Consider the following 25,673-nt stretch of genomic DNA (forward strand, 5'->3'; position numbering starts at 1 on the left):
CGGTTAGAATTCAGCACCATGACACAGTCGACACCATCACAGCAAGCCCCGAGCGGAACCGGAAAACACGTCAAACGTTGGATACCGGATCAGCCCGGGGCTTGGTTTATGGCGCTGGCGCCTGCTCTGGCCGGCGTGTTCATCGGCGGACCGAGTTGGCGCAACCTGTGGCTTCTGGCCGTGTGGACGCTGTGCTACTGCTTCCAATTCAGTACCGCGCGTTTTCTCGCAGTGCTGTCCCACTTGCTGCGCAAACGAACCAAAACCACGAAGCCCATCAAGGCAAGCACGCTCAGCGAAGCTTCGCGCACACGACTGCACCTCTACCTGGTTCCTGCAGCAACCTATGCTCTCGGTGTTGCCATCACGGGTATCCCTCTACTGGCCACTATCCCATCGCTATTAGTGTGGCTGCCGATATTGATGCTTTTGGCGGTGCTCTCCTTCGTTACCGCTTACACGCGTACTGAACGCACACTGCTCGGCAATGCGGTATCAGTCCTATGCGCAGGACTGTTGGGCGGCATCTCGGTGACACTTGGCGCGCATTACTTCTCAAGCATTCCCGCACAGGCACAATCCATACCGCAAACTGCCGTGGTGACGGCCTTGCTGTTTATTACCACCGAATACGCTTCGGTGCTATTCGTGAAAACCATGATTCGCGAGCGCGGGCACGCTAAATATTACGCGCTTTCAGTGGTGTATCACATTGCATTGGTGCCTCTTGCATTCGCTGGGCATACGGCCTGGGGAATCGCGGCTCTGGTTCTGCTTGCCAGAGCCGCGGTGTTACCGAAAATAGGCGCACGGTTAAAGCCTGTTCATGTAGGTCTGGTGGAGATTGCCACCAGCCTGATGAACTTTCTGGTAGCCGTGCTGACCTTGTAGCTGCTGCGGTCAGCAGGCCGAACGACGTGCGTAAGCGCGCAGATCAATGCCGAGCAGCTCTGCCTCTTGTGCGCTGGTACCAGTGATAAGCAAGTCCGTGTGGCGCAAATCGGCTACGGTGGGCGCCCCCAGTAAGGCCATCAGCGATTGAATCTCTTCTTTCCAACGCTCTACTTCTTCAGTCAGGGCTCGTTCACCTTGTACTTTCAACACATGTAGAAAATGACCTGAAACCCCGACAGCATCAGCCCCCAATGCCAAGGCTTTTACCACGTCGAGCGGATTGCGTACACCACCGGAGGCTAGAATCGACATCTGCCGGCTACGCCCTTCCCCAGCGCAACCTGACATATCTCGCGCATTGCCTTCCGCCTGTTCACGAGTCACGTCAAGCAGACTCAGCAGCGTAGACTGCCCCCAGCCTGCCATAAAACCATATTCGTGCTGACGACGCCGACCGTTTTCAATCCGCGCGAAGTCAGTGCCTCCCCTGCCACTGACATCCACGGTATGCACTCCCAACTGAGCAAGTCGGTTTACGGTACGGGAACTCATACCAAACCCAACTTCCTTCACGACCACCGGCACAGACACGGCGTTCACAATGGCTTGGATACGTTCCAGCCAGTCACTAAAATCACGAGCACCTTCAGGCATGACGGTCTCTTGCACGGCGTTGATGTGCACTTGCAATGCGTCGGCATGAATCATCTCCACCGCAGCCTGAGCCTCTTGAGGCGAAACGGTGGGACCGATGTTGGCGAATACAAAGCCGTCGGTATGGTCACGAATGGTCGAAAACGTCGGAACCAAATCAGGGTGCCGCAATGCGGCATGTTGAGAGCCTGAAGCTATCGCCACTCCGGTGGCACCGGCCACACGGGCCAATACTTCGTTGATGTTGCCGGTGCTCGCCGACCCACCAGTCATGGCATTGATATAAAAAGGCTGATCCCAAGAGGCCGTGCACACGCAGGTCTGTGCGCTCACCGCACTCGCAGAGATACTGCCCAAACTGTGGTGCACAAAGCGCATGTCGTCAAACGCATTGTTCCCCTCGTGCTCGTGCTGTTCCAAAGCCAAGCGCACATGGTCATCCTTGCGATTTGCGCCCGAGCCGGTGGCATACGGCCCCTCTCCCCAAGCCGACAACGGCATAAGCGGTTCAGTCACGTGCACTTCGAGCGGTACGATGCCGGCCTGTTGCCATTGCCGAGCTATTGTCTCGCGCTGGGAGCCTTGCGACACAATGGCAATGCCACAATCACCGCCACCCGCTCCGGAGCTTTTCGCCGCGGCACCATGCTCGAGCGCAATTGCAATCAATTTGGTCAGCTGAGGTGTCTCGATGAGTGTCCCCGAAAACTCTGACAAGTCGCCCAGCAGAGCTCGGGCGCGTGCGATCAAATGGCCTACGGCTTGCACATCGTCCGCCGACAATGCTTGCACCAAAGCGTCAACAACCTCATCACTGCTGTTTAAGAACGCGTTATAACGTTGCTCATGGTCAGCGACACTATGGCCTTGCACTCGAGACACCAATGCCGACGTGGAAGCCGGGCTACCGGTCCAACCGGCCATAAAACTTAAGGTATGCGCCCCACTGAGTGCATCCACTCTGGCCACGCTCAAACCCGGCCACGGCATGTCAATCACATCTGCGAGTGGAGTATCCTGCAGTCTGGCCGTAATCCACTGTCTCTCCACTGCAGTGAACCTGATGCAGCCTCCGAACAGGCTGGCTGCCAAGTCTCCGCCAGAACCAACCTTTTGCGCCCTGCTTGACGCCGCAAATGCTAATTTGTATTGCTGCATAGGGGTGAGGGACAAGCCGTAGAACTGAACCAATGCCCGTGTGACCGCAACAGTGACAGCAGCCGAGGAGCCTAGACCATACTTGCGCCCTGAGATATCATCCAACTCGCTTTCGATGGAAATATCGTACATTCGCATTGGGCGCCCTTGGGCTACAGCCAGCTCTTCAACTGCATGAATCGACCCTAGAACGAACGCTGCGCCCGGTTGTTCCAAGTCGGGAACAGCCTTGCCTCCACGCCTTCGCCATGTTACGGAAGCTTCGGGATGACCCTCAGAATGGATGCGGCCGACGGCCTCACCATTACCAAAACGCTGCCCGTCACGGACTAACGAAACTTGAACGGTAAGCATCTTGCTGACGGCGACCAACAGCGCCGGATGCCCAGACTCCACCACTGCATACTCGCCCGCAAGATACAGTTTGCCAGGAGCGGAAGCCAGAGTCTCAGCAGGCAGCCCCTGTGCCGCGCCATCGCGAGACACAAGCGTTTCCAACCCCTGCCCTACCCCATTCATAATCACTCCCATTCCCGTATGCGTACCAAAAATGCATAGCTACGCTAATTATTCAGCACAGCCTTCTTTATAAGTTCATTATACCATTAAAATGCATAACATGCAAATTAACTATTCAAACTGCACTCCACCACCGGCATGATGCACACTCACGGCGCACTCCGGCAAGCATTCGCGCAATGCCCGCGCAACCGCTTGTGCATCACGCCCCTCCGTCAGCACCTTGACATTGGGACCGGCATCCATCGTGGCCCATGCACCAAGACCGGACTCGCGGACCTCGGCCACAGCTCGCAATGCCGCCACACTGGCAGGCAGCCAATACAATACCGCAGGTCGCGAAGTCATCATAGTGGCGTGCATTCCCATCGAATTCGCCTCTGCAATCGCCCCGAGCCTTGCCACATCACCAGCATGCACCGCAACCAACGCATCATGCAAATCGTCAGCACATTCTTCAATCCACGCCGCATACAGCGCGGACGTAGCCACCGTACGTCGCATGGCCTCACGGCTGGAAATCGGTTTTTGCCTCCCCGAGATCTCAACCACGACGATAGCCAAATCCATATCAGAATCAACTGGCTCCGCATACGACGTTTCATCGTTCGTGCCAGCATGCCATTGCACCAGACCACCATAAATCGATCGGCATGCAGACCCCGAACCACGCCGCGCAAGCCGCGACAACTCACGGCTGTTCAGATTCAGGCCCGCGGCTTTACTCGCCGCGGCAGCCAAAGCCGCAAAGGCGGACGCCGAACTGGCAAGACCGGCACCATACGGCACCGTATTGGTTGACACCACTCGAGCAGGAGCATCAATGCCGGCCATATTGCGCACAATATCGAGAAAGTCACTGACTCGCCGCAACGAAGCCCCTGTTTGCACATTGCCGTCAATACTCAGCTCGTCCGCAATCGCGCCAGAGCGAACCGTGCCAGCGCTTTCATCAAACTCAACACTGGTACGAGTCTCCAAGCCTTCAAGCGTCAACGACAGACTTGAAGCCATCGGAATCATCAGCCGTTCATTAGCCTTGCCCCAATATTTGATAAGCGCGATATTCGCATTGGCACGCGCTATAGATAAGCCGTCAGTCATATGTTTGAGCCTATCATCAGCATTAACGCACCGGAACAGCTACCAGCGAGTCAGTGGTTCCCGCACCAACAAGACCTGACTTCCCGGGTTTACGAGCACCCGTTACACGAGCCTCATGCGTATGCTGCATCTCACCGATGGCATGCCCCGTTCCCGCAAATTCACTGGGTTCCTGCCCATCAGGCAGCGCCGCATCACGCAACCTATGCACCCACACATCGACCGCGCCAGCACAGAGCAGCGCTTCACGCACATCACTCGCCTCACGGCGCGTCGCACACAATGCCACCATGCAACCGCCCAAGCCGCCACCGGTCAACTTAGACCCCAACGCACCAGCACCTTGAGCGGCCGCGACCAAAACATCAAGCACCGGGTGACTGACCCCCAAACGAGACAGCAGGCCATGCGCCGCAGTCATACGCTCACCCAGCCCAGGCATATCCCCGCATTCCAAGTCCCCCTGCGCACCTTTCGCCAACCGGCCCAGACGGTTCATGATGGACACCACGCGAGACTCATCATGTTCGCGCTGTTTCCTTACTAGATTCACAGCCTCACGGGTACTGCCAACAACACCGGAATCAGCAATGACCAAGTGTGCATCAGCCTTGAGGTTCAGCGGCCGAGCCTTGCCCATCGTAAACGACACCGGCACCGGCGAGCACGTGGTAACGGTGTCCAAACCCGACGGATTGCCATGCGTCACGACTTCCGCCTGTTGCGTCAGTTCCATGAGCTGCCTGCGCCCAGCATGCACCCCACACGAATCAAGCACGGCACGAATTACCGCACCAGCCGAAGCCGCCGAGGACCCCATGCCTCGCCCTGCCGGAAAACTGCATTCGGTCATAATGTCAAACTCAGCATCCGGCTTACCCGCAAATCGGCGAGCCACATCCACCGCTCTCACCACACCACCGAAACGATCACCTGCTTGACGCAGCGGCCCGGAATAGTCAAGCGCCCGCAGCACTCCTCCTTCACCACAATGCTCTCCGGCCACCGGCTTGGCCCAGGCACGCATGGTGAGCTGACGAATAGGCACCGCTACAGCCGGATAACCGTACACTACAGAATGCTCACCCATAAGGATGGCTTTGGCCCACGTCTCACCATATCCAACCGATGCCATAGGGCCCCTCTCATCCTGTGCACCGCAATCAGCACACGCTTCTTTTCCGTCCATAAGTCTATGCGACCAGTTGTGAACTTGGTGTGGACTCACGCGGAAAGCTGTGAAGATTATGGAAAGATTGTGGAGAATTTGTGAACTCAGTGACTTGCAACACATCTGTCACCATACAAAAGTCCCGCACCAACCATGACAGGTCAGCGCGGGACTCATACCAATTCAGCGCACAGCAACACGTTGCAGCACACTACGCCAGCAACGGCGCAATCTGCTTCTCATAGGCCACCAACGCGGAATTGATGACCTGATGCATGTCATAGTAGGCATACGTGCCCAAACGTCCGCCAAATACCACCTTCGGCTCGCTTGCCGCCTTGTCTTTGTAGGACTGATAGAGGCTACGATCCTCGTCCGTGTTCACCGGGTAGTACGGCTCATCGCCACGCTCGGCAGAACGGCTGTACTCCTCCCACACAACGGTCTTGTTAGGGTTCTGAGCATCCTTGCGTTCAGGGTTGAAATTCTTGAACTCGATGGCACGGGTATAAGGAACATCGGAATCTGCGTAATTCATCACCGCTGTGCCGAAGTGATCCTCTTCGTCATAGCGCTGCTCTTTGAAGTCCACGGTACGCCACTTCAAATCGCCCAGCTCATAGTCAAAGTAACGGTCAACCGGCCCGGTGTACACCACCGGCACACGCCCCACCAAAGCCTTCTTGTTCCACGGCTGGCTCTCATCGAAGAAGTCAACGCCCAACTTGACCGAAATCTTCGGATCGTCGATCATACGTTCCATCCACTTGGTGTAGCCGTCCTTCGGCAACCCCTCCCAAGTGTCCTTGAAATAATGGTTATCGTAGTTGAAACGCACCGGCAAACGCTTGATGATGTCCGCAGGCAGATCCTCAGGAGCCGTCTGCCACTGCTTAGCGGTGTAATTCTTGATAAACGCCTCATAGAGCGGCCTGCCGATGAGCTGCACACCCTTGTCATTGAGATTCTGCGGATCGGTGCCCGCCAGCTCACCCGCCTGCTCCTCGACAAGACGCTTGGCTTCGGCAGGAGTGTAGTGTGCATGGAAGAACTGGTTAATGGTGCCCAGGTTGATGGGCAGCGGGTAAACCTCACCGTCATGCGTGGTATAGACACGGTGCTGATAGTCGGTGAACTCAGTGAAACGGTTAACGTAATCCCACACCCGCTGATTGGAAGTGTGGAACAGATGCGCACCATACTGGTGAATTTCTGCGCCGGTCTCTTCGTCCATGTAGGAGTATGCATTGCCGCCGATATGGTCACGCACATCGATAATCTGTACGCGCGCACCGGCAAGTTCCGCAGCTTGCTGCGCCACCGTCAGACCAAACAGGCCTGCGCCTACAATCACCAAATCAGGCAGCTCAGCATCGCTCAACGCCGCCTTGGTTCCCTCGTTCGTCTCAGCCATATTGCCTCCACTTATCAGCAAATCTTCCTCAATGATGCCTCAGCTTAACTGCCAGAGTCGCCGCGTCATGCACCATATACGTCCACTCTCATTATCCACATCAAACCGACGAACGCACATTTCATCTGTTCCTTTGCCTACCGCGACATCGCTTTATCAGACTCCTTCATCACCCACACCATGCCCGAGCACACCACACCTGCGCCACACCGCAGCAACGAAGTCCGGGGGCACGTGGTACAGTACTCAAGCTGATTGGGCAGGTGTTCTTGGCAACACAGACCAGTCTGTGGAGGATTCGCCTAGTGGTCTATGGCGCACGCTTGGAAAGCGTGTTGGTGTTACAGCCTCACGAGTTCGAATCTCGTATCCTCCGCTCAATAGCCCAGAACGCTGAAGTCTGGCGTTCCGGGCTTCTTACCTAAGATTTCATCTCTGCCACAGCTGGCTGCTCCAGTTTGCATAGACAGAATATTTCAACAACATATCTAGCTGCAGATGCGGCGGTCGGCTCTGTGCAAGTGCATCTCAATGTGATTTAAGTCACTAAATTATATAGGTAACTAAACAATTCACCTTTATTTGCCGATTATCATTCTTCACGTTTACGCGCGCTACTCCAACCTCACCGGAATGCCGGTCAGTTCATTGCATCAAGCCCAATTTAGACTCCCAGCATGTGTCCTAAATCACTATAATAATGAATACAGATTGTTTGTCTCTGCGACCAAGCCGAGGCCACACAGACAGAAGGGGACGTGCCGATGACTTCACCAATACGACACGCTGCAACGGCAGATAAGCGGGGCACCAACCGTCTCCTACTCGCAGCAGTGGCCATCGCAGCTTTCTCCATGGCTTTGGTGACACATCCTGCGGTAGCAGAGTTCACCACACCCGAAGATCCGCAGGGGTTCATCACCTCCACACGCACCGGCTCAAGTTCCGGCGGCGACACCGTCCGCATCACTCCCCCAAGCAGCGCTGAATCACAGCCCAACAGCAGCGGACAGGCCAAAAACGACGATTCTACTCAGGAACCAGCGGACGCTTCCGACCCAACTTCAGCAGACACGAGCACCGCCAACCCCACCAAGACCTCTCAAAGCGACATCCGCCTCATCTCCGTCACCTTCGACGGCACTCCAGGCACCACTCCCGCTTACGACGACACCACCGACACGTGGACCACCGTCACTCCTGCCCATGCCTCCGGTCCGGTGACCATGACCATCGACTGGACCCAAGGCGGCACCGGAAAGCCACAAGCCAAGCTCATCTACAACTATCTGGACGTACCCGCCTACGAAGTCACCTTCGACCCTGCCGGAGGCAAGCTACCGGAAGGCTCCGCTCCATGCTCTGGCGTTGCACCGGGAAAAACATGCCAGACCATCGCTCAGGGCGACACGGTATCCATGCCTGCTAGCTCTCCAACTCGCAAAGATTGGGTATTCGACGGCTGGTTCATCAACAGCACACCCTACGATTTCACACAAAACGTAACCCGCACTCTCAAACTTACCGCACACTGGAGCAAGTTCTCCGTCACACCAGACAAGGGATCGAGCCAAGGCGGTACACCAGTAGGCGTCACTCCCTCATCACCAGTCAGGTTCTTCCACGTGAGCAACGGCGCCGACCACTCACTCGCGCTCGGCACAGACGGTTCAACTTGGGCATGGGGCAACAATGAATCCGGGCAGCTCGGCAACGGTGTAGATAGCAACACCTTAGATGGCAGCACCGCAGATTCAGGAACCACCATCACAGATTCAGGCATGAACAAACCAGTGAAAGTACGTGTCCCGGCAGGAGTGCGGTTCACTCAGGTGAGCGCAGGCCCCTCCTACTCTCTGGCGCTCGGCGATGACGGCAACATCTACGCTTGGGGCACCAACCAGAGTGGGCAGCTCGGCATCGTGCCAGACACCGATACGCAACCCAACAGCGCAAATACGCCTACCAATCGCAACACCCCAGTCAAAGTGACGCTTCCTTCTGACATCAAGGCAAAGAACATCAGCGCCGGTTCCTCCCACGCTTTGGCGCTCGGTGCAGACGGTAACATCTACGCTTGGGGCTCCAACGATTCCGGTCAGCTCGGTGACGGCAGCAACACATCCCAACCGGTGGCCGTGAAAACAGCAGCTCCTGATGGTACGCAATTTGTCAGCATAAGCGCAGGCAACGGTTTCTCTCTAGCAATCAGCAACACTGGAACGACCTACGCTTGGGGCTCCAATGCGTACGGACAACTCGGAGACGACACCACCGTAAACCGCAACATACCCGCATCAGTCTCCATGCCGACCGGCATTTTCCTCACGCAAGTAAGCGCAGGAAATGACTTCAGCACAGCCATCGGCAACGACGGCAATATCTGGGCATGGGGCAAGAATCAATTCGGTCAGCTTGGCGACGGCACCACTGCAAGCCGCATGATTCCAGGCAAAGTCGAGCTTCCCAGCAGCGACAAGCCCACACAGGTCAGCGCAGGTGCAAGCCACGTCGTAACAGTCACGTCTGACGGTACCGCTTGGTCTTGGGGCTTGGGCGGATACAACCAGCTCGGTAACGACAGCACCGCCAACCACGGCAAGCCTGTCAAAGTAAGCGCGCCAGAAGGCGTGGCATTCGAGCAAGTCAGTGCCAGCGGCAACTGCAATACAGCAGTAGGCAAGAACGGCAATACCTATTCATGGGGTACCGTGCTGTCACACAACACCACACAATCCCAACCCACGCAGCTATCCCTGCCTGCCCCGCAAGTCACACGCGTCACCTTCGGCACACTGCCCGGCGCTGAGCCAGCGTTCGAACAGCCCATCAACCAGTGGATGACCAAGACTCCGGCTCACAAGCTCGGCAAAGTCAACGTCTCGGTGACATGGAATCTTGGTGGCGGTGAATCACAGACTGCCAGCGGGTTTACATACACGTATGTCAAAACAGCAAGCAGCCTGCCGTTGACCGGAAGCAGCGCTACTTGGGCATACCTCATTCCTATGCTGCTTGCAGCAGCACTCATAACACTGGCAGCAGTACTGTCAAAATACTGGCTGCGCACTCAGTAGTGTTGTTGCACAATGCTGAACATCATGCTCGGCATTCCCGTATCATCAACCTTATGCAATAAATATGCGATAGTTGTCGATATTTATATGTAATATATTTTACAGTTCGGAACCTGTCGCATGTTGTTTGATACAGGAACCCGCAAGACGCATAAATGAAGATATTGCCACACGGCTCCACGAGTGCACGTTATTCAGCGCTAAGCCCGGCAATCAATGTAGAACACAGTAAAGGATGCATCATGAGTATGCCTCACACCAGCGCAACACGTGCCAACAGCGCCACAAAATCCACTCGCACGCGCCTGGTCGCCGGCATCGCTGCCGCAGCCACACTGCTCACCGCTTTCGCCGCTGGCTCCTCCACCTATGCAGACGGCGCTGCCAGCGAAGCTCAAGTAGCAGCCGGGTCGGCTCAAAATAGCAACGGCATTACCCCCCCCCCCAGCAAACTTGGCACATTAGGAACTGAACCAGCCGCCTCAATCTCCACACGCGGCGCTAGCATCAACGCCACCACATCAGACATCATCTTGCTCAAAGGCGAAACAACCACAGCCCAGCCAGCTGAACAAACAGTGCTCGCACAACAATTCCAACGCCTTGGCGCTACCGGCTCGTTCAGCGTCAACGCCAGTTCTTTAGTAGCCGGCAATTCAATCACCCTTGCCACTGTCTCGCACACCACTACAGCCCCATCGGGCGCGAAAGCAAAATTCGTCAGCGGCGGCACCCCTGCAGTGCTGAAAACCAGCAGCGGCGATGAAGTCGGTACAGTCCAATACGACGAATCACTGCAAGCACTCGTCTTAAACGTCACCCAAACCAGCCACGACGTCGGTACTGAAACCTTCTCGTTTAGCGCCCAAGTGCTCATGGTGTTCAACTGGCCCACCGACCCGACAGCAATGCGCGCACTGCCCTACGACAACACCATATCCGTCCGCAGCTGCACCAACAGTACATTGACAGGCACGGTTCGCTCCTACACGTTCCACATCAACGCACTCAGCAACCTCATAGATGCTATACATCTGCGCGTCGATCAGCTCAACTACAACATCTCCTCACAAACATTCAACGTGTACAACGTTAAATACCACGAACACATCCGCTCTGACAGCGACCTGACGTACATGAACAGCAACGGCGGCCAAGTCGGCGCCCTGCCAGAAAACGACGTTAAACAGAACTTCCAAATCAACGCCAACAACCAGAGCATCACACCGGCCTACTTCAAATATGAGCTCGGCGTCTACTACGTGTCCGCACGCAACAACAAAATCCAGGGCGACCCTGGATACAACACTCCCATCGTCGACGAGCCTTCCACACAGGTGAGAAGCATAGACTGGACGAACGCGGGCGATAACATCAGCCAGGTGGCGTTGCGAACACAAGCCGATGCCACAGGCAAGACGGTGGCCATGTATTCCCGTCAATCCGACGGCAGTTACCGGTGCGCCACCACCGTCAAATTCGCAGACACGGTACTCACCAACGCAGAAATCGAAGACAGCATCCGCAAAAGCATCTCTTCAGCAGCACCCAATGCGAACGTGGATGCCGACGTGCAAGCTACCATCACATATTTCAACGGTATTTTGCACCGAGGCGCGACCTACGTGGGCATGATTCCCCAGTTCAATCTCTCCGATCAGTACACACTCTCTACGATAACGTTCAAGTCATTCGACGATACCGGAACTCCTATCAACACACCCAGCGGAGATACTGCCCTGACTGGCAGCACCCAGCCCGTCAACATCGCAGCGTCCGGCCAGACGATGGTGAAATCCCACTATGTCGGGCTCGACGGCGCTAATATGAGTCCCGTTGCCGCTACCGCAGACGACCCGACTGGTAAGGCGAACAGCATCACCGGAGGCAAAGGTACTGCTTCCGCTCCTACCTCGCCTGCTGATGTGGCTGGCTACCGGCCGTTAACCGTCGCTGATTTGGGTTCGCTGACCGCGGCACAACGGCAGGCCATAGCCTCCACCCTCGGCACCACGGACTCCAGTGTGGCCGGACTGACAGCTCTCGCTAACAAAACCAGTGGTAAAACCGTATGGGCCACAGGCAACCTCACCGTTCCTTACCCGGGAGAAACCGGCAAAACCTACAACACGGCAGGCGACATCGTCGCAGCCGGAACAGCCGGCTCCACCGCCGGTTGGGGCACCACGGATGTGTACTACTTCTACACCCTCGCCACGCAGAAACTCAACGTACATGTGGTGCAAGTGCCCTGCTATGCCAATTCTGCGGACGCCACCAGTGGTAAAGACTGCGACGCGACTCCCAGCAACGGAACCTCCTGGCAGCCATCCGACGGCACCGAAAACACTGGTTTAGGAGAAACCTTCACCGGACTCTCCGGCACCGCCGCAACCAACGTACTCTCAAAGTACAGTGTGCAACTCGGCGGCCATGCCCATGCAGCAGAACTGAGCGCAGGCCTGACTCAGCTTGCCCCCGGCACCGATGCGAAGCGCACCATCACCTTCCAGTTGAACACCACCTACGACATGGACAACAACCTTGATCAGGACGAGTACGTGTACGTGCAGGCCAACCCTGAGAAAGACATCACTAAGAAGACAGTGAGAACCATCCACTACAAACTCAACCACAACACAATAGACACCCCACCAGCAGACAACGTGCAGACCATCACCTGGACACAACACCAAATCCACAATGTCGCTTACGACAGCATCGACGGTGCCGCCAACTGGAGCAAGTACGTGTGGCAGGCCAGCAGTGCCAACACCCCGGCCACCACCATGCCCAAGGTCAACAGCCCGACTGTGTCAGGTTATATCGCCAAGACCCCGGTCGTCAGCGAGATCACCGGCATCCAACACAACGGCGCCACCGACATAGCCGGCACCACGTTCACAGCCACGGATCCGTCCAACCCGGACACCAGCGACCGCTCTCTGACCGTGACCGTGGTGTACAACAAGACCGTCCAACGCATGCCCTTCACCGGCGGCTCTGGAATCCTACTCGGCACCCTCATCGCCCTAGGACTCCTCACTATGGCAGCCTTGCTCACCCACCTACGCAATAAACGAACCACCAAATAACCATGACTGCCGAGTGAACAAATAAACCACCAACCCAGCCGGCAACCATAATCAGAAGGCCCACACTATAACAGTGCGGGCCTTCCTCATAACTAGCACTGCTCCCTATCAATAAGAAAACCTGTATCTCTGCCCAACTAAAACATATCCACATTCTCAGCTTCATCAGCAACACGTAGAATCCCGACACAATACCGTCGATACATGTCCGAAAACATACCTATGGGTCCGCCATCCGTCAAAAGGAGAAACCGCACCTCTCTGTAATACACAAGAGACAGCTTGCGTGTCCGCCATCGCCCCACTCAGCACGCGGCATACCCTATAATGTTCGGAGGCTACTAGAAAGCAGATATTGAACGAATATCGATAGGAATATGGCATGAGCAGCATACCTGTATTAACCAGCGACGAGCAAATCTACGTCACGTACGCCATACAGCTCGGTCTGCTGGTTATCATTGCCGCAGTAGTTGTATGGTCATTCCTATTCGTCGTGCAACTGATGCGTAAACATCATATTCGCAAGCAATACGGAGTCACTCTATCAGGATCCATCAAAGTCAAACATGCCAATAACACCTACAGCATAGGCATATTCCAACTCCAATACCCCTACTGGCAATCAGCCAAACGCAACGGAACCCGCGACAGACGAACGAATGATATGACGGTGATTCAGCCCAAAAGCACACTGAAACTGGACACCTGGCAGTTAGAAAGCAAAAGCCCCTTCGAACTCTACGATTGCGTCAACGACTTCCGCGCTCATGGCGCGACCATCCCGTATAACTCGGCAGAACAGAGCAAGCGGCAGTTCAGATCAAATCATATTCAATCACGACGCAACATTAATTCCATAGACAGTATCATTGCACAATTCCAAGAGCGGCCAACAGATTTCGAACAGTTCTGTGCCGACCTGTTCCGCAGTCTAGGGTATCAGAGTGCTCGAGTCACCTCTCCCGTGCGCGACGGAGGCTTCGATATCATGCTCACAGAAACCAATGGTCTCAAAACCATTGTGGAATGTAAATGCTACGCTCGTCGTCACCATATCGGCCGCCCCATCATACAAAAATTGCAGGGTGCCAATGCAGTTGTTCATGCTGAGAAAATGATGGTCGTCACCACGAGCTCGTTCACTGCCGATGCCATCGAGTTCGCCAGCCAAACGGGAGTGCAACTCATCGATGGCACAGAACTTGTCCGTTTATGCCACAAGGCCTGGGGTACATCCTTACCTGATTCCGTAATTCCTGCATCACACATCTACCTCACCCGTGGCGACATCATGCGCCATATACCAGCAGATATGCGTGACCGATACTGAACCCACACGCTCACGCGACCATCCGAACCTCACCACCCAGCAACAACCAACACCATAACGCACACAAAACAAGCACAACCCCGCAAAACGACCAAAACGTACTCATTTCTGGCTTCACCATCACGAATGCGTACATTTCAGACACATTCGCAAGCTAAACCACAACCCACACCAAGCAACACATAATCGAAGTATGTCGCCGCAACAACACCATCCTCAAAAAGTGAAACGCGTCACATTATACCACTGTCACGTACGCTTGCCCGCTGGTAAAAACCCGCACCAGCAAGCCACTGAGAGCTACACTGAAGGTGTCAGTAACCAAGGGAGAAAGGACACATCATGGACATCAAGAATGAAGCGACTAAGCTGGCCCACAAAGTCGAGGACGGCGCCCGCGACGCAGCCGAGAAAGCCAAGGATGTGGCCGGTAAGGTTGCAGACAAGGCCAAAGATGCGGCTGAGGACGTAGCCGATAAATCGAAAGAGGCAGCTGCAAACGTCAAGGACAAGGCCGGCGATTTTGCCGACAAGGCCAAAGACAAGGGTGAAGATGTGGCAGACAAAGCCAAAGATGCCGCCGAGACCGCTAAAGACAAGGGCGGTGAAGCAGTAGATGACGCAAAGGAAGCCGTCCACGAGGCCACAGCGGACTGATAGATACCAAGACGATGTCGTCTCAGCATAACTGAAAACAGACCGTACGGTAGGCAAAGACGCACACCGATGGTAGCGACCGTGGGGATTGCGAACAATAAGTTTCACAATCCCCACTGTTGTATGCCGTTAGAGCACCACGAGCGACTTGATGGCGCGACGCTCATCCATCGCAGCGTAGGCATCGGCGATATGGTCCAAATCGAAGCGCTGCGTAAACACTTTCCCCGGGTTGATTTCCCCATTCAGTACAGCATTCAGCAGCAATTCCCGATCATAAGAAGTAACGTTGGCAATGCCGCCGCGCAGCCCGACATTACGCCAGAACAGGCTCGTGGTATCAGTGCTGCCCATCTGCGGCAGCCCCACCCGACCCACCACAGCACCAGGTCTCACCACTTTGGAGGCAGTATCAAGCGACTGCTCGGTACCCACGCACTCCAACGCCGCACCCACACCATCACTGTTCTGTCCCAGCAGGCAACGCACCGCTTCCACCGCATCGTCGCCGCGTTCGGCGACCACATCAGTAGCTCCGAATTCACGCGCGAGCGCCTGCCGATCCTCATGACGACTCATGGCGATGATGCGCCCGGCACCGCGCAGCTTTGCTGAAATCACGCCGCATAGGCCTACCGCACCATCTCCCATCACCACCACGGTGTCGCCTTCCCGCACTTCGGCACTGGCAGCGGCATGATAGCCGGTGGCCATCACGTCGGAGAGCGCAAGCAGGGAGTTGAGGGTCTCTTCCGAGTAGTCCTGCGGCCGCCCGGGGATTTTCACCAAGCTCCAGTCGGCGTGTGGGTAGCGCAGGTATTGAGCCTGGTAACCCTTCTTGCCCACTTTGTCTGGGTTGAGGCAACTTCCATCGAAGCCGGCTCGGCATGCGGCGCAATGCCCGCAGCCGGTCGTGAAGGGGACGATGACAAAATCTCCGGGGCGGATGGGCTCCGCACCGTTTACTCCCTGTTGGAACGTGGGGCTAGATCCCACCTCCTCGACGATGCCAATGGCCTCATGCCCTGTGGTGGTAACGGTTTGGCGTGGGTTGAGCCCGCGGTACCACCATAAGTCCGACCCGCACACGCATGCACGAATCACTCTGATGATGGCGTCGGTGGGCTGCTCGATGACCGGCATGGGCACGTCACGCACAGCTATCTGCCCCGGACCTTCAAATACGGCGGCACGCATTGTGCTGCCGCTCGCTGTAGCCGTTGCCGTAGCACCCATATCACTCATAAAAGCCTCCCTCAGTTTGTAGTTTCCCAGTAAACCTGCTTCATGCGCTCGAAGTCAATATCAGCCCTGCATCTCTTCGTAGATGCGCTGGCAGTCCGGACATACCGGATAGTTCGAAGGATCGTGCTTCGGTACCCAGATCTTGCCGCATAAGGCCACCACCGGCCGCCCGGTCAGGCGTGATTCAGCCATTTTCTCTTTGGAAACATAGTGCGAGAAACGATCGGCATCCCCGGTCCCGTCTTGCTGGCGCTGATCCTCGGTCTGGGGACGTTCCAATACTGCGGTGCCGCCGCCTTCGCCAGGCGCATTGGGATCATTGGGAATTCCCGCTCCCCCTTCGTTCTCGTCATCAAACATCTTCGCCGCACTCCGCTCGGTTCTAAGCATCATGTACTCCTTCACGCGCCGATTCTTACCATACATTTCCATCTTACTTGACGCATTTACCCACCTGTCGTTATCAGCCTCAAGCGCTAATCTGGTGCGTATGACTATCGCAGTGTGCCCCGGCTCCTACGACCCGGTCACAGCCGGGCATTTGGATGTAATCGAGCGTAGCGCGCGCATTTTCGGAGAAGTGCACGTGCTCGTAGCGGTCAATGCTGCAAAAACGCCCCTGTTCGCACCGCAGACGCGCGTGTCCATCATCAAAGAAGCTCTGGCACGAGACGGATACAACAACATCACCGTCACCTCCAGCACCGGTTTGATTACCGACTACTGCTCACAAGTGGGCGCCACCACCATCGTCAAGGGACTGCGCCAAAACGGCGACTACGAGGCCGAATTAGGCATGGCCCTCGTCAACCGTAAACTTTCCGGCGTGGAAACCTTGTTCTTGCCCGCCGACCCTGTTCTTGAACACATCTCCAGCTCCATTGTGAAGGATGTGGCTCGCCACGGCGGCGATATCACCGGCATGGTGCCCGACAACGTGGCACCGCTGCTTATCGAAGCTTTGCACAACGAGGTACACACAGAAACGAGGCATCATGGCTAATCCGAATCAAGGAACGGAACTGGACGACGACATGACAGACGACACCTTCACACTCTCCAACATGGCCTCAGGGCAACGCACAGACCGAGCGACGGAAAACCACACCACGGCAGGCGAGACCGAAGCCGTCGGGTACGGGGACACGAGCTTTGGCACTGAAACAGACCTCGACGAGACCAACGACGGCAATATTTCCCAGGCAGCACAAGCAGCTTTGGCCGCGCAGGCAACGTTAACCGCACAGGCCAATGAGACCGAGGCTGCCGCGCAAGCCGAGCAGCAGCAGGCTTCGAGTGCGCCAAAGCTCCAGGAGGAACTCCCGGAAGAGCCGCAGTACGCGCCCGCGTCCGAACCCGCACAAGCTACGCCGAACATGGCTTCATTCTCCTCGCAGGATCTGCCCGATTTGCGCGAGAGCGAGGACGAAGACCCGGAGATACGCAAAAGCCGTGACGAATTCACCACGGTGTATGACGTCATCGACCAGCTCGAAGCCATGCTCGATGGCGCCAAAACCAGCATCTTCTCCCCGGGAACGGTGCGCGTGGATCGTGACGAACTCGCCGATCAACTGCACGACCTGAAAACCATGCTTCCAGTTCAGCTTGAGCGCGCCTCCTCACTGATGCGCGAAGCCGAACGCCGTTTGGAAAACGCGCAGGCACAGGCACAATCCATCATTGCGAGTGCACAAAGCACCGCCGCGCAGACCAAGCAGGATGCCGAAGAACAGGCTCAGTTCCTGGCCGGCCACGAGCGCGTCACCGAACTGGCTCAGCAGCGTGCCCGCAAAATCCTGACCGAAGCGCAGAATAAGGCCAACAAGCTCACCCAAGGCGCCAACAACTACTGCTCACAAGTGATGAATGGCCTGCAGGAACAGATCAACAAACTCGGGCAGGATGTGCAGAACGGACTTGACGTGCTCGCCGAACGCGAGGATGTCGCCGCGCGCCAGTTGGCCAAGAGCAATCATGATCAGCAGGTATTGCCGGAGGAACAATGACACACAACCAACCGAACGACGCTTCTGCAAAGCCCGGCCGCCCACAGGATTCCCCGTGGGCCTTCGATGTGGCTCAAGTAGCGTCTCGTACGGGCCAGAGCCAGGACGTCGACACCAGTTTCCCTGCCCCCAGCGGCATCGGCGACAACATTGTAGGCGTTGATGAGGGCAGTCAGGTCGCAGTAAGCGGTTCGTTCGATTCCATCGTGGATGGCCTGATTTTCAACGGCACGTTCAGCGCGCCGGTGCACGCCGAATGCACCCGCTGCCTCAATCCCATACAGCGCGATTGGAGCGTGAACGTCACCACGTTCTTCCCCTACGAAAGCGCAGAAGAACAAGGCAAGCACAGCAAAAACTCCAAACAGTCAGAGGTCGATATCATCGCGGAAGAAGATGAATCGGCTGACGTGTATCCGCTGGCCGCAGGAGGCACCATCGCCGATTTCGAAGCCCTGCTGCGCGACACACTCGTCGAAAACCTGCCGTTGCAAGTACTGTGCCAGCCAGATTGCAAAGGGCTGTGCCCGAAATGCGGCGTGAATCTCAACGACAACCCCGATCACGGTCACGATGAAATCGACGACCGGTTCTCCGCATTGGCCGGACTGAAAAGTTCATTAGAAGCGAAACAAGAATCCGCCAACAAGTAGATATCAGCCAAAACGCGCATCCGGCAAACCGTGCAAAACTACAGGTATGGCACTATCATGCCGTTTCTTGTACTGGGCTTACCGTAGAATGAACCACGCTTAAGCACCTAGTTCGAACGAAATAGAGGAAATCATGGCACTGCCAAAGTACAAGACTTCGCGAGCCAACACGCACACCCGTCGCTCCGCATGGAAGGCACAGGCGGCGAACACCTTCGCTTGCCCCAACTGCGGCGCCCCGACGCTGTCGCACATGGCCTGCCCGAGCTGCGGTTCTTTCCGCGGTCGCGTATACCGCGAAGCCATCAGCTCCACGCTCAGCAAGTAGCGTGCAGCCAAGCGGCACAGATCGCTTTGCAAAGGCCCTGCCATCGACGGGTGGCAGGGCCTTTGCCATGGGTGAGGAGCAGTGAATCGCAAGGCAGACAACATCAACACAACCGCAGTGAGCGCTCCCGACCAGACCTCGCAGTCACACCAAAGCACTGATACCAACACTGGCGCCAGAGCACGCATTGACACCCACTACGTTCAGACCCGCACCATATAAACGCCACAGCGTCGCACAGGAGTCCCTATGACCGATGAATCCCAGCTCAAGCAGCAACATCAGCAAGCCCAAGCAGAGCCTGATAATCAGGCCAGCCAGAACCAAAGCCAAGTGACCGAAAACCTCGATCCTGACCGTCCCCAAGCCGACACGGCAGCACCGAACGCCCTACTGGAACGACTCGGCACCACGCTGCAACCCGACTTGATGGTGCAGGCCCTCACCCACCGGTCCTTCTCCCACGAGCACGAGGGCGCCCCCAACTACGAACGACTCGAATTCCTCGGCGATGCGGTCCTCGAGTTCGTCTCCACCGAGACCTTGTACCGCGTTCACCCCGACATGAATGAGGGGCAGCTGGCCAAAATGCGTGCCAAAGCCGTATCGGAGGAATCGCTGTCGAACATCGCACTCACCAAACTCCAGGTGAGCCCATACATTCTGCTGGGTCGAGGAGAGGCGGATGACGACGGCGCACACAAAAGCTCGATTCTGTGCGACATCGTCGAAGCGCTCATTGGCGCCACATTCGTGGAGCACGGTATCGACGAAGCCAGACGCGTGGTGCACAATCTCATCGACGACACACTCGCCGAGGTGGCAACCGAAGGCCCCGCATTGGATTGGAAGACCTCATTCACCGTCAAAGCGCACCAGCTTGGACTCGGAGAACCGCACTACCGCATGGCGGTCGGAGGACCGGAATACGCACCCGAGTTCACCGCTCAGGCCATGCTCGAAGGCAGCGACGAGGTGCTGGGCACCGCCACTGGCCCCAGCAAGCGCAAGGCACAGCTCAAAGCCGCGCAATTGGCTTGGACCGAACTCGACCGGCACCCAGAACAACATACGGGAAACAAGGGCGGCAGGCACAGCGACAAGCGCGACTCGACACAACGCAACTGACAGCAGGCATTTAGGCCGTTTGGCTTTCTCCGAGCCGAACAGACATTACCTTCCACCATCCGAAACACCAACGCACCTTATACGGGTGTTGCTTTTACAATGATTCCAACACGTCGGCGCAGCGAACGGGGGAATTGTGGCAGCAACACCATTGCAAGCACTGAACAGCATGGCAAAAGGGCCATCGCCGGAGAGTGACGAGGATCGGTCAAACGGCGAAACCATGACCGGGGCGCAGGCGCTGGTACGCACGCTCGAAGATCTCGGTGTCCGCAGTGTGTTCGGCATTCCCGGCGGCGCGATTCTGCCGGTGTATCATGCCATTGACGACAGTACCAAGTTCCGGTTTGTGCTTATGCGGCATGAGCAAGCGGCAGGTCATGCGGCAGAAGGCTACGCAGTGTCCACAGGGCAGGTGGGCGTCTGCATCGTCACCTCAGGGCCGGGCGCTACCAACATGGTCACCCCCATCGCAGACGCCAACATGGACTCCATACCGCTCGTGGTCATCACCGGTCAGGTAGGCACCGACGCCATCGGCACCGACGCCTTCCAAGAAGCCGACACCGTGGGCATCACCTATCCCGTGGCCAAGCACTCGTACTTGGTCACCGACGCGAAAGACATTCCACGAGTGCTCTCGGAAGCCTATTACATCGCCCAATCCGGACGCCCCGGACCAGTGGTGGTCGACCTTACCAAAACCGCACAGAACGGCACACTGCACTACTCATGGCCACAGCGCATGATTCTGCCCGGCTACCGCCCCACCACCAAGCCCCATGGCAATACCATCACCGCCGCCGCCGAACTGTTCGAGCGCTCATTCCGCCCCGTACTCTACGTGGGAGGCGGAGCTGCGCGCAGCGACGCCGGTTCTCTGGTCAAGAAACTCTCCGATCTGACCGGCGCACCCGTCACCTGCACATTGCCGGCACGCGGCGTGCTGCCGGACAGCGACCCGCATAACCTTGGCATGCTGGGCATGCACGGCACCGTACCAGCTACGGGAGCGGTGCAGCAGTGCGACCTGCTGGTCGCCATCGGCGCCAGGTTCGACGATCGGGTCACCGGCAAGCTCAGCGCGTTCGCCCCCAGCGCCAAAGTCATCCACATCGACATCGACCCGGCCGAAATCGGCAAGCGCCGCCAAGCAGATGTGCCTATCGTGGGTGACGTGGCGGAAGTGCTCACTGCACTCATCGCCGCCATCGAAACCCAACAGCACGAGCACGGCAAGCCAGATCTGAGCGCGTGGTGGCAGCTCATCAACTCGTGGAAGCGCGACTACCCCACCACATACGCCGACCCGAGTGACGGAACACTGGCCCCGCAATGGGTTGTGGAACAACTCTCTCAATTCGCCGACCCGTCCACCATCTGGGCTTCAGGGGTTGGCCAGCACCAGATGTGGGCCGCTCAACTCATCGACTTCGAACAACCTCACTCTTGGCTTTCCTCCGGAGGTTTGGGCACTATGGGCTTTGGTCTGCCCGCCGCGATTGGCGCCAGTGTGGGCACGCAGGAAAGCCATACGCCACGGCCCGTATGGCTTATCGACGGCGACGGTAGCTTCCAGATGACCTCCGAGGAGCTTGCCGCAGCCACCGTAGACGGTACACCTGTCAAAATCGCCATCCTCGACAACGAGGTGTACGGCATGGTGCGCCAATGGCAGACGTTGTTCTACCAGCAGCACTACTCGCAGACCAATCTGCAGGAGGGCGACGGCATAGCACAGGCGAAGCGCGGCACGACCGACAGCAACAGTACGGCTGATAATGGCAGCAATGCCGGTAACGCTGAAAACGGCGATAACGTTAACAACGGTGCCGAGCTGGTCGGTATCCCTGATTTTGTCAAACTCGCCGAAGCTTATGGATGCGTTGGGTTGCGAGCCCGTACCAAGGAAGAGGCAGTCGCCGCCATTAAGCAGGCCAACGCCATCAACGACCGGCCGGTGCTCATCGACTTCGTGGTGTGGAAAGACGCGATGGTCTGGCCTATGGTTCCGGCAGCCACATCTAACGATGAGATGACCTATATGCCCGGCATCCAGCCGCTGCTGCACGCTTCGGAAGGCAGCCAAAACACCGATTCCACCGCCAAGGAGGCCTGACATGACCGATTACCCCGCGTCCCAGCCCAACTCGCGCCGTCATACCCTTTCGGTGCTTGTGGAGAACCGTCCCGGCGTACTCGCCCGGGTCTCCGGCCTCTTCGCACGCCGCGCGTTCAACATCAACTCGCTGTCCGTCTCCCCCACCGAACGGCCCGATATTTCACGTATCACCGTCACTGCTGACGTGGAACAAGGCCCGCTTGAGCAGATCATCAAACAGCTCAACAAGCTGCTGCACGTGCTGAAAATCGTGGATTTGGATGCCGAAACAGCGGTCGAACGCGAACTCGTGCTCATCAAGGTGGCCGCCACCGCAGCAAACCGATCGGATATCCTCGAAATCGTCAACCTGTTCCGTGTGCGCGTGGTGGATGTGCACTCCGAATCACTCACGGTGGAGGCCACAGGCGCTGAAGGCAAAATCGAAGCGTTGCTAGGGCTGCTGCAGCCGTATGGCGTTATTGAACTGGTACGTTCCGGTGCCGTCGCAGTGACGCGCGGGCCTCACGCACTGAGCGAGCGGGTCGCCGGATCGGCGATAAAAGGACGCTAGACGCTGATTTGCTGCACGGTCAGGCTGGCATCGTAGTTCAGCATGTTTGGTTTAGGCAACGGTAGCGCCGCCGCTGCCTAAACCAAGAACCAGATGCCCGTTGGTGTGATTGCTGCGGCCTGCCCAGCGCAATTCTACCTACTCAGCGCAGTTACCTACTCAATCTGCTCGCTTAACTCCATCCATTCCATCTCCAATTCTTCCGCCTCGTCCGCAGCTTCGGCAAGACGACTGTTCAGCTGCCCCAATCCCTCAAAGTCGCTGGGATCATGCGTGGCCATCTGCGATTCAATGTCGGCTTTGGTCTGTTCAATCTTGGCGAGTTTGCGTTCGATGGCCGAGATACGTCGAGTGGCATCATGGAAGGCCTTACCGGTGAGTTTCGGCGAACCTACGCTATTGGAAGCACTACCGCCAGAATCGTGAGTATCCGTCGAACTGTTGTTGCTTCCCGAAACCGCATTGGCCGCCTCTTGGCGAGCATCAGTACTGTCGTTTCCGGCACGACTGTTTCCGGCATTGCTGTCTTTCGCTTTGCCAGTACCGGCACTTCCCCCAGCCGCACCACGCCGACCTGCGCGCCGCGCATCCAACTCGTCCAGAGATTCACCTCGCTGGATGCGCTCCACCATGTCCAGATAATCATCCACCCCACCGGGCAAATGGCGTACTTTGCCGCCGATAAGCGCAAACTGCTGATCAGTGACTCGCTCCAGCAAGTACCGGTCGTGCGAGACCACGATGAGCGTGCCGGGCCAGGTATCGAGCAGATCCTCCATTACCGCGAGCATGTCGGTATCCAAATCGTTGCCTGGCTCGTCGAGAATGAGTACGTTCGGTTCGTCCAACAGAATGAGCAGCAGCTGCATGCGGCGCTTCTGACCGCCGGAAAGGTCACGAATCGGGGTCATCAGCTGCGCGGCCTCAAAGCCGAGCCTCTCCATAAGCTGACCGGTCGTCACCTCTTTGCCGCCCACCTCGTATGTGGGTTTGTAACGGCTGAGTACCTCTTTGATCTTGTATTTGCCCAACTTTTCCAGCTCATCAAGACGCTGGGTAAGCACGGCAAACTTGACGGTCTTGCCTATTTTCACACGGCCGACCGTGGGCTGCAGCGTACCATCGATAATGCTGAGCAATGTTGACTTGCCAGCACCGTTCGCGCCGACCACGCCGAACCGGTCACCCGGACCGATAAGCCATGTCACGTCGTCGAGCACTTTGCGGCCCGAAACCGTCACTCGCTGAGCGGCTGAAGTGGGGTGGTTCACACCGTCACTGTCCGTACCATCAACACCGTCAGCAGCATCGCAACCGACACCTTCCGCAGCGTTCTGCCCGTCGGCATCACCGTGAGAGCCGTCGGCACCATGACCGTCAATCCCCGCACCCGACCGAGCCTCGACAATCCGCTCGTCGGTCAGGTCGTCCACTGCCAGCTCCACCGAACCGTACACTTTCGGCTCTTCGTACAGCGCATGCACCGTGTCAACCTGAGACGGCGAAACCCTCTCGGACTCGGGTTCAGAGTGCTGAACACCATTCCCCGATACCTCAGCCGTTTGGCTTGATGCCGTTGTTCCCTGCTCGTGCTCGAAAATCTGGGTGACATCGGTCAGATCGACCACCTGTTTGCCCAACCTCGAGGTCGCCATCTGCTGCAACTCAAGCGTATTGCGCATCGGCGGCACATCGTCGATAAGCGCATGCGCTTGTTTCACGTGAAACTTTTGCTTCGTGGCGCGAGCCCGAGCACCACGGGTAAGCCAAGCCAACTCCTTGCGAGCCAAGTTTCGACGCCGTTCCTCGCGGATGTCAGCCTGCCGGTCGCGCTCCACACGCTGGAGCATGTAGGCGCTGTAACCGCCCTCGAACGGGTCGATCACCCCGTCGTGCACTTCCCACATCGACTCGCACACCTCGTCAAGGAACCAGCGGTCGTGGGTGACCAGCAGCAGCGCACCCTGCCCTTTGCCCCAGCGGTTTTTCAGGTGTTCGGCAAGCCAGTGGATGGTGACGATGTCCAAATGGTTCGTAGGCTCGTCAAGTGCCAGAATATCCCAATCCTTAAGCAGCAGCCGGGTCAAATCCACACGGCGGCGTTGGCCTCCGGACAGCGAGCCGACTGTGACTTCCAGGTTCAGACCGCCCAGAAGAGCCTCCACCACATCACGCGAACGCGTGTCGGCAGCCCACTCGTAGTCCTCACGCCCGTCGAGCGCAGCTTCACGTACCGTGGCATTGTCGTCGAGCGGGTCACGCTGGTCAAGCATGCCGAAGGTAAGACCGCCGCGCCGGCTCACCTTGCCACTATCTGGCTGGCGAGCGCCGGAAAACAGCTGCAGCAGCGTGGATTTGCCGTCACCGTTCTTGCCCACAATGCCGATGCGATCGCCTTCGTTCACGCCGATGGTAACGTCGGTGAAGATGGTCTTGGTAGCGAATTCCAGCGAAACGTGTTCGAATCCCAAATCAAAAGTAGGCATAATAAGTTCATGCTACCGCCAGAGCAGGGCATTGCGCTCTTGGGTGCAGGGCTTGGCGAAGACACAACGCGGC

General features: G+C 57.1%; 20 protein-coding genes, 1 tRNA gene and 1 pseudogene. 14 read left to right on the forward strand and 8 right to left on the reverse strand.

The genetic code is table 11. The annotated features are described in order from the left end of the window. The first annotated feature begins 18 nt into the window (after window positions 1-18). Window positions 19-891 carry a YwiC-like family protein gene (locus ACSYSO_RS07355; RefSeq protein ID WP_489799427.1) on the forward strand — a complete coding sequence of 291 codons (873 nt, stop codon included), beginning with the start codon at window positions 19-21 and terminating at the stop codon, window positions 889-891. A gap of 9 nt (window positions 892-900) precedes the next feature. Here ACSYSO_RS07355 and fni read toward each other — a convergent pair whose 3' ends face one another. The 4 genes from fni to glf form a co-directional block, all read right to left on the reverse strand. Beyond that, entirely contained in the window at window positions 901-3,225 is a 2,325-nt protein-coding gene (gene fni / locus ACSYSO_RS07360; RefSeq protein WP_491701737.1) for a type 2 isopentenyl-diphosphate Delta-isomerase, read from the reverse strand. A gap of 111 nt (window positions 3,226-3,336) precedes the next feature. Then, on the reverse strand, window positions 3,337-4,329 hold the full coding sequence (gene mvaD / locus ACSYSO_RS07365) for a diphosphomevalonate decarboxylase (RefSeq protein WP_491701738.1): 993 nt from the start codon (window positions 4,327-4,329) through the stop codon (window positions 3,337-3,339). Window positions 4,330-4,351: 22 nt separating this feature from the next. Beyond that, window positions 4,352-5,464: a mevalonate kinase gene (gene mvk, locus ACSYSO_RS07370; protein WP_491701739.1), complete on the reverse strand. Its 1,113-nt coding sequence runs from the start codon at window positions 5,462-5,464 to the stop codon at window positions 4,352-4,354. Between the two features lie 247 nt (window positions 5,465-5,711). Beyond that, complete coding sequence (glf, locus tag ACSYSO_RS07375; protein ID WP_489799420.1) at window positions 5,712-6,914, reverse strand: UDP-galactopyranose mutase; 1,203 nt, start codon at window positions 6,912-6,914, stop codon at window positions 5,712-5,714. Between the two features lie 291 nt (window positions 6,915-7,205). Here glf and ACSYSO_RS07380 point away from each other — a divergent pair. From ACSYSO_RS07380 to ACSYSO_RS07400, 5 genes are all read left to right on the forward strand, one after another. Continuing rightward, window positions 7,206-7,290, forward strand: a tRNA-Ser gene (locus ACSYSO_RS07380). Window positions 7,291-7,678: 388 nt separating this feature from the next. After that, window positions 7,679-9,991 (forward strand): RCC1 domain-containing protein, encoded by a 2,313-nt coding sequence (locus tag ACSYSO_RS07385; protein WP_491701740.1) that lies wholly within the window; start codon window positions 7,679-7,681, stop codon window positions 9,989-9,991. 242 nt (window positions 9,992-10,233) lie between these two features. After that, the gene (locus ACSYSO_RS07390) at window positions 10,234-13,086 is read left to right on the forward strand and encodes a mucin-binding protein (protein WP_491701741.1); all 2,853 of its coding nucleotides are present in this window, start codon (window positions 10,234-10,236) and stop codon (window positions 13,084-13,086) included. 382 nt (window positions 13,087-13,468) lie between these two features. Then, the gene (locus ACSYSO_RS07395; RefSeq protein WP_491701742.1) at window positions 13,469-14,419 is read left to right on the forward strand and encodes a restriction endonuclease; all 951 of its coding nucleotides are present in this window, start codon (window positions 13,469-13,471) and stop codon (window positions 14,417-14,419) included. Window positions 14,420-14,761: 342 nt separating this feature from the next. Then, the gene (locus ACSYSO_RS07400) at window positions 14,762-15,076 is read left to right on the forward strand and encodes a hypothetical protein (protein ID WP_491701743.1); all 315 of its coding nucleotides are present in this window, start codon (window positions 14,762-14,764) and stop codon (window positions 15,074-15,076) included. Window positions 15,077-15,205: 129 nt separating this feature from the next. Here the strand turns inward: ACSYSO_RS07400 and ACSYSO_RS07405 are convergent, their stop codons facing one another. Both ACSYSO_RS07405 and ACSYSO_RS07410 read right to left on the reverse strand, forming a co-directional pair. After that, the gene (locus tag ACSYSO_RS07405; RefSeq protein ID WP_491702081.1) at window positions 15,206-16,273 is read right to left on the reverse strand and encodes a zinc-dependent alcohol dehydrogenase family protein; all 1,068 of its coding nucleotides are present in this window, start codon (window positions 16,271-16,273) and stop codon (window positions 15,206-15,208) included. A 108-nt stretch (window positions 16,274-16,381) separates the two neighbouring features. Next, window positions 16,382-16,681: a DUF3039 domain-containing protein gene (locus ACSYSO_RS07410; protein WP_489799585.1), complete on the reverse strand. Its 300-nt coding sequence runs from the start codon at window positions 16,679-16,681 to the stop codon at window positions 16,382-16,384. A gap of 130 nt (window positions 16,682-16,811) precedes the next feature. Here ACSYSO_RS07410 and coaD point away from each other — a divergent pair, with 130 nt between their 5' ends. From coaD to ilvN, 8 genes are all read left to right on the forward strand, one after another. Beyond that, window positions 16,812-17,324, forward strand: a complete 513-nt coding sequence (gene coaD, locus ACSYSO_RS07415; RefSeq protein ID WP_491701744.1) for a pantetheine-phosphate adenylyltransferase — start codon at window positions 16,812-16,814, stop codon at window positions 17,322-17,324. 214 nt (window positions 17,325-17,538) lie between these two features. Continuing rightward, window positions 17,539-18,330, forward strand: coding sequence for an ATP synthase subunit B family protein (locus ACSYSO_RS07420; protein ID WP_491702082.1), 792 nt, complete (start codon window positions 17,539-17,541; stop codon window positions 18,328-18,330). Beyond that, window positions 18,327-18,983 (forward strand): YceD family protein, encoded by a 657-nt coding sequence (locus ACSYSO_RS07425; protein WP_491701745.1) that lies wholly within the window; start codon window positions 18,327-18,329, stop codon window positions 18,981-18,983. The genes ACSYSO_RS07420 and ACSYSO_RS07425 overlap by 4 nt, the downstream gene beginning before the upstream one ends. A gap of 133 nt (window positions 18,984-19,116) precedes the next feature. Beyond that, window positions 19,117-19,311 carry a 50S ribosomal protein L32 gene (gene rpmF, locus ACSYSO_RS07430; protein WP_489799408.1) on the forward strand — a complete coding sequence of 65 codons (195 nt, stop codon included), beginning with the start codon at window positions 19,117-19,119 and terminating at the stop codon, window positions 19,309-19,311. An 81-nt stretch (window positions 19,312-19,392) separates the two neighbouring features. Continuing rightward, window positions 19,393-19,533, forward strand: coding sequence for a hypothetical protein (locus tag ACSYSO_RS07435; RefSeq protein ID WP_489799406.1), 141 nt, complete (start codon window positions 19,393-19,395; stop codon window positions 19,531-19,533). Between the two features lie 27 nt (window positions 19,534-19,560). Beyond that, window positions 19,561-20,439 (forward strand): ribonuclease III, encoded by an 879-nt coding sequence (rnc, locus tag ACSYSO_RS07440; protein WP_491701746.1) that lies wholly within the window; start codon window positions 19,561-19,563, stop codon window positions 20,437-20,439. 169 nt (window positions 20,440-20,608) lie between these two features. Next, window positions 20,609-22,558, forward strand: coding sequence for an acetolactate synthase large subunit (locus ACSYSO_RS07445; RefSeq protein ID WP_491701747.1), 1,950 nt, complete (start codon window positions 20,609-20,611; stop codon window positions 22,556-22,558). A 1-nt stretch (window position 22,559) separates the two neighbouring features. After that, window positions 22,560-23,114, forward strand: a complete 555-nt coding sequence (ilvN, locus tag ACSYSO_RS07450; RefSeq protein ID WP_489799402.1) for an acetolactate synthase small subunit — start codon at window positions 22,560-22,562, stop codon at window positions 23,112-23,114. Window positions 23,115-23,269: 155 nt separating this feature from the next. Here the strand turns inward: ilvN and ACSYSO_RS07455 are convergent, their stop codons facing one another. Together ACSYSO_RS07455 and ACSYSO_RS07460 are read right to left on the reverse strand one after the other, a co-directional pair. After that, window positions 23,270-23,746, reverse strand: a complete 477-nt coding sequence (locus tag ACSYSO_RS07455; RefSeq protein WP_491702083.1) for a hypothetical protein — start codon at window positions 23,744-23,746, stop codon at window positions 23,270-23,272. After that, window positions 23,728-25,600 (reverse strand): annotated as a pseudogene (locus tag ACSYSO_RS07460) (ABC-F family ATP-binding cassette domain-containing protein); the annotation flags it as partial. The gene ACSYSO_RS07455 and the pseudogene ACSYSO_RS07460, both read right to left, overlap by 19 nt. Between the last annotated feature and the right edge of the window lie 73 nt (window positions 25,601-25,673).

This window comes from Bifidobacterium sp. ESL1130 (assembly GCF_058507935.1).